The 16,227-nt window shown below is 71.5% G+C and carries 14 protein-coding genes and 1 pseudogene; 6 read left to right on the forward strand and 9 right to left on the reverse strand.

What is annotated here, in order from left to right:
• Nucleotide 1 precedes the first annotated feature (1 nt).
• From egtC to egtA, 3 genes are read right to left on the reverse strand one after another with little or no spacing between them, the layout of a single operon-like run.
• Nucleotides 2-703: an ergothioneine biosynthesis protein EgtC gene (egtC, locus tag FLX08_RS23370; protein WP_142621322.1), complete on the reverse strand. Its 702-nt coding sequence runs from the start codon at nucleotides 701-703 to the stop codon at nucleotides 2-4.
• A gap of 3 nt (nucleotides 704-706) precedes the next feature.
• A complete protein-coding gene (gene egtB / locus FLX08_RS23375; protein WP_244312829.1) occupies nucleotides 707-2,029 on the reverse strand; it encodes an ergothioneine biosynthesis protein EgtB in 1,323 nt (440 codons plus the stop codon).
• A complete protein-coding gene (gene egtA, locus FLX08_RS23380; RefSeq protein WP_142621324.1) occupies nucleotides 2,026-3,162 on the reverse strand; it encodes an ergothioneine biosynthesis glutamate--cysteine ligase EgtA in 1,137 nt (378 codons plus the stop codon). Before egtA ends, egtB begins: the two co-directional genes overlap by 4 nt.
• A gap of 187 nt (nucleotides 3,163-3,349) precedes the next feature.
• Between egtA and FLX08_RS42255 the strand changes: the two genes are divergently transcribed.
• From FLX08_RS42255 to FLX08_RS40780, 3 genes are all read left to right on the forward strand, one after another.
• Nucleotides 3,350-3,502 carry a DUF397 domain-containing protein gene (locus tag FLX08_RS42255; RefSeq protein ID WP_244312830.1) on the forward strand — a complete coding sequence of 51 codons (153 nt, stop codon included), beginning with the start codon at nucleotides 3,350-3,352 and terminating at the stop codon, nucleotides 3,500-3,502.
• Nucleotides 3,503-3,657: 155 nt separating this feature from the next.
• Nucleotides 3,658-4,674, forward strand: coding sequence for a 2,3,4,5-tetrahydropyridine-2,6-dicarboxylate N-succinyltransferase (gene dapD / locus FLX08_RS23390; RefSeq protein ID WP_142621328.1), 1,017 nt, complete (start codon nucleotides 3,658-3,660; stop codon nucleotides 4,672-4,674).
• Nucleotides 4,675-4,778: 104 nt separating this feature from the next.
• Entirely contained in the window at nucleotides 4,779-4,955 is a 177-nt protein-coding gene (locus tag FLX08_RS40780; protein WP_167530540.1) for a hypothetical protein, read from the forward strand.
• Nucleotides 4,956-5,031: 76 nt separating this feature from the next.
• Here the strand turns inward: FLX08_RS40780 and FLX08_RS23395 are convergent, their stop codons facing one another.
• Nucleotides 5,032-6,897, reverse strand: coding sequence for a glycoside hydrolase family 6 protein (locus tag FLX08_RS23395; protein ID WP_142621330.1), 1,866 nt, complete (start codon nucleotides 6,895-6,897; stop codon nucleotides 5,032-5,034).
• A gap of 366 nt (nucleotides 6,898-7,263) precedes the next feature.
• On the opposite strand from FLX08_RS23395, the gene FLX08_RS23400 reads away from it, so the two are divergent.
• The 3 genes from FLX08_RS23400 (at nucleotide 7,264) to FLX08_RS42260 (ending at nucleotide 10,891) form a co-directional block, all read left to right on the forward strand.
• A complete protein-coding gene (locus FLX08_RS23400; RefSeq protein WP_142621332.1) occupies nucleotides 7,264-8,241 on the forward strand; it encodes a malate dehydrogenase in 978 nt (325 codons plus the stop codon).
• Nucleotides 8,242-8,344: 103 nt separating this feature from the next.
• A complete protein-coding gene (locus FLX08_RS23405; protein ID WP_142621334.1) occupies nucleotides 8,345-9,727 on the forward strand; it encodes a dihydrolipoyl dehydrogenase family protein in 1,383 nt (460 codons plus the stop codon).
• 57 nt (nucleotides 9,728-9,784) lie between these two features.
• The gene (locus FLX08_RS42260; RefSeq protein ID WP_244312831.1) at nucleotides 9,785-10,891 is read left to right on the forward strand and encodes a hypothetical protein; all 1,107 of its coding nucleotides are present in this window, start codon (nucleotides 9,785-9,787) and stop codon (nucleotides 10,889-10,891) included.
• 144 nt (nucleotides 10,892-11,035) lie between these two features.
• On the opposite strand, the pseudogene FLX08_RS43430 reads toward FLX08_RS42260, so the two are convergent.
• The 5 genes and pseudogenes from FLX08_RS43430 to FLX08_RS23430 form a co-directional block, all read right to left on the reverse strand.
• Nucleotides 11,036-11,530 (reverse strand): annotated as a pseudogene (locus FLX08_RS43430) (DUF998 domain-containing protein); the annotation flags it as partial.
• Nucleotides 11,531-11,602: 72 nt separating this feature from the next.
• On the reverse strand, nucleotides 11,603-13,273 hold the full coding sequence (locus FLX08_RS23415; protein ID WP_244312834.1) for an alpha-amylase family protein: 1,671 nt from the start codon (nucleotides 13,271-13,273) through the stop codon (nucleotides 11,603-11,605).
• Nucleotides 13,274-13,410: 137 nt separating this feature from the next.
• Nucleotides 13,411-13,614 (reverse strand): cold-shock protein, encoded by a 204-nt coding sequence (locus tag FLX08_RS41465; RefSeq protein WP_079315906.1) that lies wholly within the window; start codon nucleotides 13,612-13,614, stop codon nucleotides 13,411-13,413.
• 212 nt (nucleotides 13,615-13,826) lie between these two features.
• Entirely contained in the window at nucleotides 13,827-14,741 is a 915-nt protein-coding gene (locus FLX08_RS23425) for a phosphotransferase enzyme family protein (protein WP_244312835.1), read from the reverse strand.
• Nucleotides 14,742-14,757: 16 nt separating this feature from the next.
• Nucleotides 14,758-16,221, reverse strand: coding sequence for an NsdA family TPR-like regulatory protein (locus tag FLX08_RS23430; RefSeq protein ID WP_142621341.1), 1,464 nt, complete (start codon nucleotides 16,219-16,221; stop codon nucleotides 14,758-14,760).
• Nucleotides 16,222-16,227 lie beyond the last annotated feature (6 nt).

The following is a 16,227-nucleotide window of genomic DNA, read 5'->3' on the forward strand; positions in this document are numbered from 1 at the left end:
CTCAATCGATCGGTGTCACCGAAACGCCGTCGGGGGACGCGAGCAGCAGGCTCCGGTCGGGCACCGCCCGCCAGCCCGGCCGGTCGTCCAGGGGCTCGCTCGCGACCAGCACCCCCTCCTCCAGGTGCGTGAACAACGTGTCGCCCCACGCGACGGCGGCCAGGTGGGAACCTCCCGTGACGAGCAGGTTGAGCCGGGCCTCCGGGTCCTCCTCGGACGCCGCGCGGACCACGGCCGGCAGGACCGCGGTGAGCGGCAGGCCGTCCCGCAGCCGGGCGAACACGGCCGCGGCGAGCCACGCCGAGTCGCACACGCTCTCCGCGTCGGCCACGAGGGGCCGCACGGCCTCGCGCCCGACCCTGCCGTTGTGGCTGAGCAGCCAGGGTCCGTCGGCGAACGGCGCGGTGGCCGTCTCCTCGATGGGCATCCCGGCCGTGGCCGACCGCACCGCCGCGATCATGCAGTGCGAGCGGGCCGCCCCGGCCAGGCCGGGCATGTTGGCGTCCGCCCAGATCGGCACCGCACGGCGGTAGCGCACGGGCCGGGACCCGTCATACCAGCCGAAGCCGAACCCGTCGGCGTTCACCGTGCCGTACTTCTGCAGGCGCGGCGCGTACGACTGGTGCAGCAGGCCGTGTGCGGGGTCGTTGACGAGCGAGGTCAGAGACCGCACCGGGCCCAGCCACGCCGCGTGGCGGCACATCCCTCACTCCTCGGAACGGGCGCAGCGGAAGCCGGCGAAGATCTGCCGCCTGATCGGGTAGTCCCAGTTGCGGAAGGTCGTGCGGACGGCGGACGGATGGGTCGCCCACGACCCGCCGCGCAGCACCCGGTGGGTCTCCCCGAAGAAGACCTTGCTGTACTCCTCGTAGGGGAAGCACCGATAGCCGGGATAGGGCTGGAACCACGAGTCGGTCCACTCCCACACGTCCCCGATCAGCTGCTCCACGCCGTACGGGCTCGCGCCGTCCGGGAACGCCCCGGCGGGCGCGGGCCGGGCGGCGCGGTGGCCGAGGTTGGCCCAGCGCCCGAGACGGCCGGGATCGGCCTCGCCCCAGGGGTACGTGCGGCCGCCGCACGCCTTCTCCCACTCGGCCTCGGTCGGCAGGCGCTTGCCCGCCCACCGGGCGTACGCGTCGGCCTCATACCAGGAGACGTGCTGCACCGGCTCGTCCGGCGGCACCGGCTCCTCCCGGCCGAACCGGACCCGCCACCAGGCGCCGCCGTCGCGCGTCCAGAACAGCGGGGCCTCCACACCGTTGCGCTCGGCCCACTCCCACCCCTGGGGCAGCCACCAGCGCGGGTCGCGGTAGCCGCCGTCCTCGATGAACTCCGTGTAGGCCCCGTTGGTGACGGGGTGACGGTCGATCAGGTAACCCGGCAGGTAGAGCCGGTGGGCCGGCCGCTCGTTGTCGTAGGCCCAGGCCACCGTGTCGGTGCCCCCGTCAGTGCCCAGCGTGAAGACCCCGCCGGGGATGTGGACCTCGGGCTCGGCGGCGGGCCTGCCGGGTGGCAGCTCCCCGTCACGGACCAGGCCGGGCCGCCGGGACAGCTGGATCGTGGCGAGCATGGTCTCGTCGTGCTGGTGCTCGTGCTGCAGCACCAGCCCGAAGACGTAGCCGCCGGACCGCAGCGGATCGGGGTCGGTCAGGTCCACCTGGTCGAGGACGTCGAGCACCCGGCCGCGTACGCCGGAGATGTACTTCCTGGCCTCGGCCGGGCCGAGCAGCGGAAGCGACGGCCGGTCCTTGCGCGGATGTCTGAACGCGTCGTAGAGGTGGTCGATCTCCGGGCGCAGCGGCTCGATGCCGCCCACCTCGCGCAGCACCCACAGCTCCTCGTAGTTGCCGACGTGGGCGAGGTCCCAGACCAGCGGCGACATCAGCGGCGAGTGCTGGCGCACGAGCAGGTCGTCGTCGGCGTCGGTGTAGGCGAGCGACCGCTCGCGTACGGCGGCGAGCTCGGCCGCGATCCGCTCCTTCAGGCCGGTCGGGCCGGCGTTGCCCAGGACGGCGTCGAGATCGGTCACGCGAATATCTCCTCTGTCTGATCGGCGGCCGGCGATCGGCCGGACTCGATGTGCCGAGAGGCGAACGCGCGGACCCGGGCGACCAGCGCGGGCTCGGCCCCGAGGCGGGGCAGGGCCTCGGCGGCGGCGCGGAAGCAGGCCGAGGCCGACCGGCACAGGCCGGGGTCGGCGAGACCGAGGCGGGCCGCGTCCGCCCACCGGTGGGCGACCGGCCGGGCCGCCTCCATGGCGATCGCGGCGGCCCGGTCGTCGGTGACGAGCGCGTGGACGACGGCCACGCACACGGGCCACTCGGCGGCCCCCTGCGCGTCGAGGTAGCGCACCTCCAGCCAGCCCCGGGGCCGTACGGGCGGGAAGAGCGTGGTGGCGTGGTACGCGAGGTCGGCCTCGCCGGGAGACCGCCCGGCCACGCGCGCGAAGTCACGGAACGCCGAGCCGTCGAGCACCGGCACGAGCCCGCCGGTCCCCCGGACCAGCATCAGCCGGGCGTCGAGAAGGTAGCGCGCCCAGTCGCCCGCCGGGTCGCCCGCCGGGTCGCCGTTCCGCGCGACCGGCGCGGTCCTGCTCGGGTCGAGCCTGCCCCACACGGCCTGGCGGCCGGAGGCCCACCCGTCGAAGGGCGAGTTGGCGAAGGCCGCGACCAGCACCGGGCCGAGCGCGTGGGCACGTTCCCAGCGGGCCCGGGGATCCGCGCCGAAGTCCAGGTTGACCTGGATCGACGCCGTCGAGCACATCATCGTCAGGCCGTGCGGCCGCTCCAGGAACGCGGCCATCGCCTCATATCTGGGCTCTCGTAACTGCCGCACGGCCGGCCGCAGGGTGTCCAGGCCGCGGCCGCCCAGCCGCAGCCCGGCCCGGGCGAGCGCGAGCCGTACGGCGTCGACGTCGGCGGTGAGCCTGGCGACGGCGACGGGCGGGACGTCGGGCGGGGCGGACAGTTCGAGCTGCCCGCCCGGCTCGAACGTCACCCGGCTGCCACCCGGGAGCGCGGGGAGCGCCCCCGCGATCCGGGCGATGGGGACGGGAATCACGGGGTTGTCCGCGTCGAAGACCAGGAACTCCAGCTCGACGCCCAACCGGTCGGAGGTGACCCCGCGGAAGCAGTCCCTGGCGTACCTCTGCACGTCGGTCATTCGCCCCCCATCGGGCCGAGGTCTGCCGACTATGTCACGCCGAGTCAACTTTCCCGGTAATTCCCCCATTCAACCTGAAACCCACCCAAACAGGTCGTTATCAGGCGTCACGCCACAATGGCCCGGTCCTCGTCGCGCGTCCGGATCATCGAGACCCCGACGACGCCGAAAACCACGAGCAGGCGTTGTGGATGCGCTCACCGGGAGGCTCATCGATGTGGGCCTCTACCCACCAGCCGTACGGGACAGCAAGGACCGCACGGGCCCGGTCCTGGCCTTCACCCCGAGCGAGTGGAGCTCCTTCATCGCAGACGTGAAGAGCGGCGAGTTCGACAGCTGATCGCCCGGCGACCAGGGGTGACATGCTCCTTTTGTCACATGATGGGCGTCGATCCCTGACCGAATGGCCCGAGCACCTGTTCGCGGCGATCCGCAGCGCCGCCGGCGTCGTCCGCCCCGGAGATCTCTCGCCGTGAGCCGGTAGCGTTGGTGCACATGACAGCTATCGACTCCACCACCTCGGGTGCGTACGGCATCGGCCTTGCCACGATCGCCGAGGACGGCACCGTGCTGGACACCTGGTTCCCCTCCCCGGCGCTGGGCGAGCCCCCGGCCGTGGGCACCGAGCCGATCACTGGGCCGATCACTGGGCCGATCACTGGGCCGATCACTGGGCCGATCGCGGGCGACGAGCTCGACCCGGCCATGGCGGCCCTCGTCGGCCCCGACGCCGCCCGGGGCGTCGAGGTCGTGGCCGTGCGCACCGGCATCGCCGACCTGTCGGCCCCGCCGGCCGACACGCACGACGTGTACCTGCGCCTGCACCTGCTGTCCCACCGCCTGGTCCGGCCGCGCGCGCTCAACCTCGACGGGATCTTCGGGCTGCTGGCCAACGTCGTGTGGACCAACCACGGCCCGTGCAAGGTGGAGGGGTTCGAGGAGGTGCGGCTGCGCCTGCGGGCCCGGGGCCCGGTGACCGTGTACGGCGTGGACAAGTTCCCCCGGATGGTCGACTACGTGCTGCCGGCCGGGGTGCGGATCGCCGACGCCGACCGTGTGCGGCTCGGCGCCCACCTGGCGAGCGGCACCACCGTCATGCACGAGGGCTTCGTCAACTACAACGCCGGCACGCTCGGCGCCTCCATGGTCGAGGGCCGCATCTCGGCCGGGGTGATCGTGGGCGACGGATCCGACGTGGGCGGCGGCGCCTCGATCATGGGGACGCTGTCCGGCGGCGGCAAGGAGGTCATCTCGATCGGCGAGCGCTGCCTGCTCGGGGCCAACTCCGGCATCGGCATCTCGCTCGGCGACGACTGCGTCGTGGAGGCCGGGCTGTACGTCACGGCGGGCACCAAGGTCACGCTGCCGGACGGGGCGGTCGTGAAGGCGCGGGAGCTGTCAGGCAAGTCGGGCCTGCTGCTGCGCCGCAACTCGACGACCGGGGCGGTCGAGGCGGTGTCCCGCGACAGCAGGGGCATCGAGCTCAACGCGGCGCTGCACGCCAACGACTGACGCCGGAACGGGCCCCCTCCCCCACCCTGAGATGACCCTGAGTCTGCCCTGAACTTGGCCTTCGGCCCTGTGAGCGGCGGGAGGGCGGCCCGTACGGTGAAGGCATGGGACGCATTCTCCTCATCGCCGCAGCCGTGGTCGTCGGCTTCTTCCTTCTCGGCTCCGTCATCGGGCTCATCTTCGGCGCGCTGAAATGGGTTCTGATCATCGGCGCGATCGCGCTGATCGTGTCGGTCGTGCTCAAGCTCACCCGGAGCAGCAGGTCGAGCCACTACTCCTGACCCGGCGACGTGGCCGGGAAAAGGGGGCGGGCCCCGCCGCGGATGCGGCGGGGCCCGCTGTCACTCGCGCCTCGTGTTACGAGAGGGGCGGGTAGGCGTTCTGCATGAGCTGCTGGAACTGAGCGGAGAACCAGTGGCCGGAAACCGGGGCGTTCGCGAGAGCGCCGCTCGGGTTGTTGCCGTTCAGGCTGTTACCGCCGTAGGTCGGGTCGCACATGCGGTCGAAGCCCTTGCCCTCGTCGTTGTCGATGGCGGAGCTGGAGCCGTCCGACTCACCCGGGGGCTTGATCCAGACGTAGGCGTCGAGACCGGAGGCGGGGTTCGCCCTCGGACGCTCGCCGAGACCGGCACCGGACTGGTTGCACCAGTTGCCGGCGTGGATGCGGCGGTCGACGCGGGACTCGTTGACGAACGTGTCCACGTTGGTGGACGTGCTCGGCCCGGTCGGCCGGGCCGAACCGCCCCAGCCGTTGCGGGAGGTGTCGATCAGCATGCCCAGCGTGTTCGGGAAGCCCTTCGCCACCAGAGCGTTGCGGAGAGCGACCGCGAAGGACTGCTCGTCCACGTACCAGTTCCAGTCGACCCAGTGGGACTGCCGCACCGACTGGCCGTTCACCGAGCTGTTGATGGTGAAGTACGGCTCGACCGTCGCGCCGAAGTTGGCGGTGTTCACGATGAAACCGTCGATGCTGTTCACGCCGGCGGTGGTGCCGGTGGCGACCTGGTAGAAGAGGTTCACCATCGGCTGGAAGTTGTTGTCCCAGCCGAGCCAGGCGTGGTGCGCCGCGTCCACGTACGTGTAGACGTTCCTGATCGCGTGCAGCTTGTTCAGCGCGTACTGCACACCCTGGACGTAGGCGCCCGAGGACTGGGCCTCCTGACACGCCTGGAACGCGCTCACGTTGGTGATCAGGTTCGGCAGCGAGTCGGGCTCGATGATCGTCACGATGCGGAGGTTCGAGTACTTCGAGTCCGACATGATGTCGGCGATCACGTCGATGTACTCGCTCTTGTACCGCGCGAGACCGTTCTGCGCGATCTTCAGCTCACCGTTGGAGGCGAGCGCCGAGCAGTCGCGGTTCGGCAGGTCGTAGATGACGACCTGGATCGTGAGAGGCGTGTTGCCGTTGGCCGCGTCCTGCTCGACCGCCTTGTCGAGGTGGTCGCGCAGGCCCATGCTGTTGTTGCCGGCCGAGCCGGAGCTGATCGCCGCGATGCGGTCCAGCCAGACCGCCGTCGACATGTTGGCCACCCGCGAGCCGCCCGGCTCGGAAGAGGCACTCGCCGACCAGTCCGGGTTCACGTAGCCCGTCGCACCGGAGTACGGGTTGTCCACGTGGGTCCCGGGCGGCGGCGGCGAGGTCGACGGGGAGGGCGAAGCCGACGGTGAGACCCGCGGGGAGGGCGAGACCGACGGCGAGACCCGCGGGGAGGGCGAAGCCGACGGCGAGACCCGCGGGGAGGGGGAGACGGACGGCGACGGCGAGGGCGACGGCGACTGCGGGGTACCGTTGCAGGACACGCCGTTGATCTTGAAGTCGGTCGGCGTCGGGTTGCTCCCGGACCAGGTGCCGTTGAAGCCGATGCTCGTCGAGGCGCCGGTGGACAGGGACTTGTTCCAGTCCATGGCGGTCACGGTCACGTTGCTGCCCGACTGGCTCCAGTTGCCCGACCAGCCCTGGCTGACCTTCTGGCTGCTGTTCGGGAACGTGAACGCGAGGGTCCAGCCGTTGAGGGCGTCGCCCAGGTTCTGAATGGTCAGGTTGACGGACATGCCGCCCTGCCACTCACTGGCGGAGTAGGTGACTTTGCAGGAGACCGCGGCACTCGCCGAGGTGGCGGTGGCGACGGCCGCCGTGGAACCGAGCGCGAGCACGGCCGCCGCGACCAGGCCGCGGCGCACCGTGGAGCTCACGGCTCCCGGTCGGGGGGTGGATCTCATTGGGAAGGTCCTCCTGGCGATGAATTCTGCGCTTGGGAGCGCTCCCACGAACCATAGGCACCGCCTCCGGCGCCGTACAGGGACCCGTCAAGGGCGGATGAACGGCGAAGTCGCGGCACGGCGTTCACTTCGCGTCCGAGCAGGGATTCCGTCGCGCTGTTACGTCTGAAGTCACCTGCGTGTTTCGTGAAAGTTTCACCCTTCCGCAGGCGAAACGCGTGGCCAGGGGCCGGATGTCCCTCCAGGCCCCGGCGCGCGGAAGCCGGGAACCCGAGCGACGCGAAAACACGGCGCCACCTGGTCACGGGAGGAACCGGCCCGGCGGGTAGCATCCGTGAGTCACACATATCGCGAATGGGGATCGTCATGACCGTCAAAGTGACCGTCACCGGCGCGGCCGGCCAGATCGGTTACGCGCTGCTCTTCCGCGTCGCCTCGGGTCAGCTCCTCGGGGCGGACGTCCCGGTGAAGCTGAGCCTTCTGGAGATCCCGCAGGCCGTCAAGGCGGCCGAGGGCACCGCGATGGAGCTCGAAGACTGCGCGTTCCCGCTGCTGCGGGGCATCGAGATCTCCGACGACCCGGCCAAGGCGTTCGACGGCGCCAACATCGCGCTGCTCGTCGGCGCCCGCCCGCGTACGAAGGGCATGGAGCGCGGCGACCTGCTGGAGGCCAACGGCGGCATCTTCGGCCCGCAGGGCAAGGCCATCAACGACCACGCGGCCGACGACATCCGCGTGCTCGTCGTGGGCAACCCCGCCAACACCAACGCGCTCATCGCGCAGTCCGCGGCTCCCGACGTTCCGGCCGAGCGGTTCACCGCGATGACCCGTCTCGACCACAACCGCGCGATCTCGCAGCTCGCGGCCAAGCTGAACGTGCCGGTGACCGAGATCAAGAAGATGACGATCTGGGGCAACCACTCCGCGACGCAATACCCGGACCTCTTCCACGCCGAGGTCGGCGGCAAGATCGCGGCCGAGCTGGTCGAGCTGGAGTGGCTGCGCGACACCTTCATCCCGACCGTCGCCAAGCGCGGCGCCGCCATCATCGAGGCGCGCGGCGCGTCCTCGGCGGCGTCCGCGGCGAACGCGGCGATCAACCACGTCTACGACTGGGTGAACGGCACGCCCGAGGGCGACTGGACCTCGGCGGCCATCCCGTCCGACGGCTCCTACGGCGTGCCCGAGGGCCTCATCTCGTCCTTCCCGGTGGTGTCCAGGAACGGCCGCTGGGAGATCGTCCAGGGCCTGGACATCGACCCGTTCTCCCGTGAGCGGATCGACGCCTCGGTGAACGAGCTGGTCGAGGAGCGCGACGCCGTACGTGCTCTCGGTCTCATCTGACGACCGCGCACCGAAGGGGCGGGCCCGCCGCGGGCCCGCCCCTTCGCGTCGTCCGGGGTCCGTCACGCGGTACGGCTCCGCCTGCCTGGGCAGTTGACCCGGCATGGACGTCACGTACGACGTGGTGGTGCTCGGCCTGGGACCCGGTGGAGAGGACGTCGCGGGACGGCTGGCGGAGGCGGGCCTCACCGTCGCCGGTGTGGAGGCCGGCCTGATCGGGGGCGAGTGCGCCTACTGGGGCTGTGTCCCCTCGAAGATGATGGTGCGCGCCGCCGGACTGCTCGCCGAGGCGCGGCGGGTGCCCGGCATGGCCGGCGCGGTGCGGGTCTCCCCCGAGTGGGCCCCGGTGATCGGCCGGATCAGCGCGGAGGCCACCGACGGCTGGAGCGACGACGCCAGGGTGGAGCAGTTCGAGAGCCGGGGCGTCCACCTCGTCCGCGGCCGGGGCCGGATCACCGGGCCGCGCGAGGTGACCGTGGACGGCCGGGTGCTGCGCGCGCGGCGCGGCATCGTCCTCGCCACCGGGACCAGCCCCGCCGTCCCCCCGATCGACGGCTTGGAGGGCACGCCGTTCTGGACGAACCGGGACGTCGTCGCGGCGCGGCACGCGCCCGAGTCGCTGATCGTGCTCGGCGGCGGGGCGGTCGGCTGCGAGCTCGCCCAGGTGTTCGCCCGGTTCGGCACGCGGGTGTCGGTCGTGGAGGCCGCCGACCGCCTGCTGGCGCGGGAGGAGCCCGAGGCCGGGGTGCTGCTGGCCCGGGTGTTCGCCGGAGAGGGACTCGACGTGCGCGTCGGCGTCGCGGCCGAGCGGGTGCGGCACGACGAGGACGGCTTCACGCTCGCGCTGGACGACGGGACGACCCTCCGCGCCGCACGGCTGCTGGTCGCCACCGGGCGCACGACCGACCTGGCCGCGATCGGCGCGGGCGACGCCGGCCTCGACGAGAACGCCCGGTTCGTGAGCGTGGACGGGCGGATGCGGGCCGCCGACGGCGTGTGGGCGGTGGGCGACGTGACCGGCCGGGGCGCGTACACGCACGTCGCCGTCTATCAGGGCAGGATCGCGGCTCGCGACATCCTCGGCGAGGGCGGCCCGCCGGCCGACTATCGGGCGGTGCCCCGGGTCACGTTCACCGACCCCGAGGTGGCCTCGGTCGGCCTGACGGAGCGGGAGGCCCGGGAGGCCGGGCTCGACGTGCGAGTGGGCGTCGCCTCCGTCAGCGCGTCGGCCCGGGGCTGGATCCACGGGGCCGGGCACGAGGGCTTCGTCAAGCTGGTGGAGGACGCGCGGCGCGGCGTGCTGGTCGGCGCCACGAGCGCCGGGCCGTCCGGTGGCGAGGTGCTCGGCGCGCTGGTGGTGGCGGTGCAGAACGAGATCCCGACCGCGCGGCTGCGGCACATGATGTACGCCTATCCGACCTTCCATCGCGCCATCGAGGACGCGCTCGAAACGCTCGACGGCCAGGCGTGCGCAACAGAGATGTGACGAACCGGCGACGCCCGTGGCTGGTCCAATTGCATGGCCTCCCAGGAAGGAGAAGTCATGCGCCACCCCACCCTGCCGATCAGCCTGCCCATCACCCTGCCGATCAGCCTGCCGATCACCCTGCCGATCAGCCTGCCGATCACCCTGCCGGTCCGGCTGCCGGTCCGACTGCCGATCGCCTCGGGTCTGGTCGGCCTCGTCCTGTCCACGCTCACGATCTCCGCGACGGCCGCGCCCGCCACGGCCGAGACCGCGCGCCACTCGATCCGCTACGCCTCCGTGGACGCCTGCCGGGTCAAGGACGGCACCGAGGCGCCGTGCCACACCTGGCGGCTGGACCTGCTCGACGGCAGGCGGATCGCGCTCAAGGACGCCATGCTGTGGCCGATCAACGCCAAGGGCAAGGTCGACAAGAGCACCAGCGCCCCCCTCACCGTCAGCGGCGACGGCGAGTCGGTGGCCTACTTCCGCAAGTCCGATCATCGCCTGGTGGTGCGCGAGTTCCACGGCGGGGTCCTCAAGGGGGTCCGCGTGATGCCGAAGACGCCGCTACCGCGCGGCGTCGGCATGGACTCGGTCTGGCTGGACATGTCCCAGGACGGCAACCGCCTCGCCCTCGTCTACACCGACGACGACGGCGCGACGCACGGCCGCCTGTTCGACGTCGCGCGGGCGGCCGCGACCGGCACGATTCCGAAGTCGGGCGGGTTCTCCGGCTTCGGCGGGGACGGCTCGGCCGTCCTCCTGCAGCGGGACGCCGGCGCCAACACCACCGGGCTGTCCGTCCACGACCTCACGGGCGCCGAGCTGACCGGCGCGGTCCCACCCCAGATCGTGGCCAACAACGGCCCGTGGGCGCTGTCCGCCGACGGCCGCACGGTCGCCTTCGTCACCGGCAGCGGCAAGAAGGCCACGCTGCGCTTCTACGACGTCAGGACCGACCAGACGACGGGCTCCGTGCGCGTCTCCCTGCCGGGGGACACCTCGCCCGACGCGATCGACTGGACCGGCGAGCACGAGGTGACGGTCCACATCACCGACTACCAGAGCGCCCGCGACGTGGTGACCGTCCTGACGATCGACACCCGGACGGGCACGACCCGCGTCCGCGACCGATACAAGGTCCGGCCCGGCGTCTACACCTACCAGAGCTGCGGCGGCTGACCTCCGCGCCGGCACGGGCGCCGACACGGGCGCCGACACGGGGGCCGGCACGGGGGCCGACACGGGGGCCGACAGGGACGCCGACACCGACATGGCCACCAGCGCCGCCATCTCGGTGACGACGGTGAGGCGCTGGGTGAGCCCGGCCGGCACCGCACCGGGGTCGAGGCTCAGCACCCGGAACACGTACGGCACGACCACGAGGACCAGCGAGCCGAGCGCGACGGCGCACAGCACACGCACCAGACGCGATTGGGTGGCCCGGGCGACGCGCAGCCCGGCCACCGGCAGGCTGGCGAAGGCGACGAAGGCCGCATAGCGGTGGATGTTGCCGGAGAGCGACAGCGGCGCCCCCAGCGGGTCGGTCGGAAACCCGGCCACCAGCAGCAGGCAGGCGCTCCACATGCCCACCAGCAGCGCCGCGCGCCGGTCCAGGCGGCCCAGCCGGTCGAGACGTACGGCCAGCACGGCCGAGCCCACCGCGATCGACGTCAGCGAGAGGGGTAACAGCCAGCCGTCCGGCGCGTAGAAATATTGGCTGATCGTCGCCGTGAGCGGGTCGAGCCCTCCCACCAGGTGCAGCGCGAGCATCGCGGTGGCGCCGGCCGCGACCAGCGCGTATCCCAAGACCATTCCCATGACTCTTCACTGTGGCCGTGGGAAGGGCGGCGGCCCATCGGAGATCCACCCGAGCCGTCCCTGAGGGATCCCCTAGGAGACGTCGGCGGAATCGGCCGGGGCCGTCTCGGGGGTGGAGGCGCGGAACCAGCGGCAGCCATACCTGCCCATGGGGAAGCGGGCCCGGCCGTCTGCGGAGATCTCGACCGTGCCGTCCACGAGCAGGTCGGTCAGCACCGTGGACGAGCCCAGCCCGTCCAGGGTGATCTCCACCTCGACCTCGGTCGCGCGGAGGTTGTGCACGGCCACGACCGTCTCGCCGTCGCAGTCGGCCCGGTGGGCGAAGACGGCGTCCACGCCGGTGTCGAGCACCGTGTATTCCCCCCAGGCGAACTCCGGGCAGTCGCGGTAGTGCCGGATCAGCCGGGTGATCCACGACAGCAGCGAGTCGGGGTCGCGCTCCTGCGCGCTGACGTTGACCTTCTCGGGGCCGTAGTCCCCGCTGGGCATGGGGATCCGCATCTTCGAGGGATCGGCGTCGCTGAAGCCGCCGTTGCGGTGCGGGGTCCACTGCATGGGCGTGCGGACGGCCTGGCGGCCCTCCAGCTCCAGGTTCTCCCCCATGCCGATCTCCTCGCCGTAGAAGAGCACCGGGGTGCCCGGCAGCGAGAACAGCAGGCTGTAGACCATCTTGATCCGGTCGAGGTCGCCGCCCAGCATCGTCGGCAGGCGCCGGCGCAGGCCCCGGCCGAACACCTGCATGTCCTTGTCGGGGCCGAAGACCGCGAAGACCTCCTCACGCTCGGCGTCGCTCAGCTTGTCGAGCGTGAGCTCGTCGTGGTTGCGGACGAACGTCGCCCACTGGGAGTCCTTGGGCGCCTTGGGCCGCTCGCGCAGGGCGGCGGCCAGCGGACCGGCGTCCTGACGGGCCAGCGACAGGTAGGTCCGCTGCATGGTGATGAAGTCGAAGCACATGGTGATCTCGTCACCGAGATCGTTGCCGAAATACCGCACCAGGTCGTCGTACGGCAGGTTCACCTCGCCGAGGAGGATGGCGCCGCCGTCGCGGCGGCTGAGGAAGGCCCGCAGGCAGGCGAAGAACTCGTGCGGATCGGGCAGGTCGTCGCTGTCGCTCACCTGCTCGACGAGGAACGGCACGGCGTCCACCCGGAAGCCCGACAGGCCCAGCTCCATCCAGAAGCCGAGGATCCGGGCGATCTCGTCCCGCACCTCGGGGTTGGCGGTGTTCAGGTCGGGCTGGAACCGATAGAAACGGTGGAAGTAGTACTGCTCGGTCTTCTCGTCGTACTCCCAGAGGCTGTCCTCCTTGTCCGGGAACACGATGCCCTTGGGATCGTCGGGCTCCGGAGTGTCGGACCAGATGTACCAGTCCCGATAGCGGGAGTCCCGGCTGGAGCGCGCCTCCTTGAACCAGGGATGCTGGTCGGAGGTGTGGTTGACCACGAGATCGGCGATGACCCGCATGCCGCGGTCCCTGGCCACCCGCATGAACTCGACGAAGTCGCCGAGCGTGCCGAGGCGCGGATCGACCTGGTAGAAGTCGGTGATGTCGTAGCCGTCGTCCCTGTCGGGCGTCGGGAAGAACGGCATGAGCCAGATGCACGTCACGCCCATCCGGTCCAGATGGTCGATGCGCTGGATCGCCCCCCTGAAGTCACCGACCCCGTCGCCGTCGCCGTCGGCGAAGGTCTCGATGTCGAGGCAGTACACGACCGCGTTCTTCCACCACAGATCGGAGGTCATGCTCAATCTCATGACCGTTCCCGCTGCCCGGCAAAGGAACGGCAAAACATCGGGCCCGCGCCGCCGCAGCGGCGCGGGCCGACGTGGTATCGCAGGCGCGGCCGGTCACGACCGCGATGTCACCGTGAGTCACGTCTTCAGAGCGGCGTGACCTGTTCGGCCTGCGGTCCCTTGTTTCCCTGAACGGTCACGTAGCTGACTCTCTGGTTCTGATCCAGCGTCCGATAACCGTTCGAATTGATCGCCGAATAATGAACGAACACGTCAGCGGTGCCGTCGTCCGGAGCGATGAACCCGAAGCCCTTTTCGGCGTTGAACCACTTGACAGTGCCTTCAGACAACTGCTTCTCCTTCTTGGAAGCCACACCATGTTCCCAGGTCAGGAACACGAGGCTGCACAGCGGATTCGTCGCGCGACCGCGTGAGACGCTGGAAGTGCGCGCATATCCGCCGCCGGGTGTAACCCGGGTGCGCTTTTTACAAACCATGTTTTCAGGAATTGTCCACTGCGACACTCGCAGCCTGTACGGAGAGTACCCGCGATTACCCGAGGCTATGCCGGTGCCGCCATGTACCAGCGCGCGTGCCCGTCACCGCGTGTGAGCGAGTCGAGCCGCCGGGGCAGCTCCTGCCGGGAGAACGGGTCGCCGGAGGCGTTCCGGATATGGATGCCCACGGCGTACATGTCCCGCACCTCCATCAGCGTGCTGTAGCCGGCCCACAGCCGCAGGTCCGAGCCGTACGCGCGGGCGAACTCGTCCACGTCGGCCGCCGACAGGCCGAAGCGGCGCTGCCCGTGATAGGTGTGCACCAGGTCCCACTGGCGCGGGCCGACGGCCACGCCGTCCCAGTCGCACAGCACCACGTGCCCGTCCTGGCAGCGCAGCAGGTTGTCGATCCAGGCGTCGCCGTGCAGCAGCACCGGCGAGCCGGTGTCGAGGTCGTGCCAGCGCCCGGTGAGCTCCTCGATGCGGTCGCTCAGCCAGGACCGCTGGGTGGCGGTGAGCACCTCGGCCCGGTGCTCCACCGCGTGCCGCACCTCGGCGAGCGGGTCGGTGAGCGTCCGCAGCCCCACCGGCGGCACCGGCTCGCGGTGCAGGCTGCGCAGCACCCGGCCGAGCTGCCGGGTCGTCGGGCGGCCGCGGGAGGGGACGTAGCGCCAGAAGGTGACCACCCGGCCGTCGTGCACGATCGGCTGGTCGGCGACCTCGTCGGCGGGCCGCACGGTCGGGAAGCCCCGGTCGGCGAGCCAGCGGGCGACCGCCACGACCACCGGCAACCGGGTCAGCGCGTCCGGCGCGGTCGCGATCCGCACCACCAGCTCCCCGCCCGCCACGTCGCCCTGCAGTTTGAAGACCGCGTTGCTGCGCAGCCGCAGGAGCCGCGCGCCGCGCGCGTCGACCCCGATGCTCGCGCAGACCTCGCGCAGGACCCCGAACGCCTCCTCGGCCAGCGGTGCCGGCTCCATCGTCCTCATCGCGGTTTCAGGCACCCTCGGCCGCCGGGTACAGCCCGCTCATGGCGAGTGTGGGCGTCGACTCCGCCAGCACCCGTCGCAGGCGCCGTACGGCGGGCAGCGCGGGGTCGGCGTCCGCCAGCAGGGCCCGGGCCCGGGTGACGACGATCGAGGTGCGGTGCTCGGCGGGCACCTGGCGCAGCGCGTCCGCGGCGATCCGGCACGCCTCCTCGTGGTCGCCGTTCCTGGCCAGGTGGCTCGCCTGGTCGAGCAGGATCAGCGCCGGGTCGATGGTCTGGAAACCCGGGGGGAACCCGTCGATGCCCTGCACCTGCTGGGCGTCCCCCAGCTCGATCAGGGTGCCGGTGCGGTAGAACTTCATCCGCTTTTCCGTGAAGACGAAGGCCAGGTCGTCCTGGCTGATGCCGCGCATGCGGGCGAAGATCTGCTCCGCCTCGGCGAGCGCGGTCCTGGCGGCCTTGCCGTCCCCCATCCTGGCCAGCGCGCGGGCCTCGGCCGCCGCCGCCAGCGCCGCGGGCGAGCTGGGGGCCGAGCCGGCCAGCGTCCGCGCCTCGCGGGCCAGCCGCACGGTCTCGTTCAGGTCGCCGTAGTAGTAGAGGAGCATGGTCTGCTGGGCCCGCACGAGCGCCCGCAGCCGCAGGTCGCCCACGTCGTCCGAGGCGGCGCGGGCGGTGCCGTACCAGGCGTGCGCCTGGCGGGTGTCGCCCAGCTTCATCAGCGCGTCGGCGGCGAGCAGGGTGAGCATCGTGGTCGCGGTGAGCAGGCGGCGCTGCACCGACGACGGCTGGCGCACCGCGCTCAGCCGGCGCACGTCGGAGATCTCCAGCATGACCCGGCAGAGCATCGGCGTCGGCGGGGTCGTCATGTACTCCCTGCGGTAGCGCAGCACCTGCTCGTCGAGCCGGTCGAGCTGGTCCTCGCTCACCGAGCCCGCGGCCAGCGTGCGGTCGAGGTCGTGGCGCAGGCCCTCGATCTCCGCGAAGAACCGCCCGCTCGGCGTGCCCATGAGCATCGCCTGGTGGAACAGCGCCCGGCGCTCCGCGTCGTCGGCGGCCGGGTCCTCGGCGCGGGCCTGCTCACCGGTCTGGCCCGGACCCACCACGACGATCTTCTGCCCGCCCGTGTCCTCGCAGTAGTCGGCGGCCAGGCCGAGCCGTACGGCGTTGGCCCGGTAGAGCCGGGCCAGCAGGTCGATGGTCTGGGGGCGCGGGCGGGCCCGGTTGTTCTCCCAGGCGTTCAGCAGGTCGATGCTCGCCCGCGGGTGGCCGAGGTTCTGCTGCTCGCAGAGCTGCTCCAGCTCCTCGATCGCCTGCCGGGCCGACCATCCGCGGCCGAGCCTGTGCGCCTTCAGCAGGCTGACGCCGCAGCATCCGTGGATCGCCTGGACGGTCTGCCAGAGCGTCCACTGCCGTGCCTGCGCCTGTTCGCGCCAGCGACGCGCGCAAGCGGGTGAGTGCTCTCCGCGGGCCATGTGCAC

The sequence above is a fragment of the Microbispora hainanensis genome (assembly GCF_006874475.1).
Classification (GTDB): Bacteria; Actinomycetota; Actinomycetes; order Streptosporangiales; family Streptosporangiaceae; genus Microbispora; species Microbispora hainanensis.

What these genes read in the sequence shown, in the direction of transcription:
- egtC (WP_142621322.1), bottom strand. Translation starts at nt 703, where the DNA reads ATGTGCCGCCACGCGGCGTGGCTGGGCCCGGTGCGGTCTCTGACCTCG.
- egtA (WP_142621324.1), bottom strand. Translation starts at nt 3,162, where the DNA reads ATGACCGACGTGCAGAGGTACGCCAGGGACTGCTTCCGCGGGGTCACC.
- dapD (WP_142621328.1), top strand. Translation starts at nt 3,658, where the DNA reads ATGACAGCTATCGACTCCACCACCTCGGGTGCGTACGGCATCGGCCTT.
- FLX08_RS40780 (WP_167530540.1), top strand. Translation starts at nt 4,779, where the DNA reads ATGGGACGCATTCTCCTCATCGCCGCAGCCGTGGTCGTCGGCTTCTTC.
- FLX08_RS23395 (WP_142621330.1), bottom strand. Translation starts at nt 6,897, where the DNA reads ATGAGATCCACCCCCCGACCGGGAGCCGTGAGCTCCACGGTGCGCCGC.
- FLX08_RS23400 (WP_142621332.1), top strand. Translation starts at nt 7,264, where the DNA reads ATGACCGTCAAAGTGACCGTCACCGGCGCGGCCGGCCAGATCGGTTAC.
- FLX08_RS23405 (WP_142621334.1), top strand. Translation starts at nt 8,345, where the DNA reads ATGGACGTCACGTACGACGTGGTGGTGCTCGGCCTGGGACCCGGTGGA.
- FLX08_RS42260 (WP_244312831.1), top strand. Translation starts at nt 9,785, where the DNA reads ATGCGCCACCCCACCCTGCCGATCAGCCTGCCCATCACCCTGCCGATC.
- FLX08_RS23415 (WP_244312834.1), bottom strand. Translation starts at nt 13,273, where the DNA reads ATGACCTCCGATCTGTGGTGGAAGAACGCGGTCGTGTACTGCCTCGAC.
- FLX08_RS23425 (WP_244312835.1), bottom strand. Translation starts at nt 14,741, where the DNA reads ATGGAGCCGGCACCGCTGGCCGAGGAGGCGTTCGGGGTCCTGCGCGAG.
- FLX08_RS23430 (WP_142621341.1), bottom strand. Translation starts at nt 16,221, where the DNA reads ATGGCCCGCGGAGAGCACTCACCCGCTTGCGCGCGTCGCTGGCGCGAA.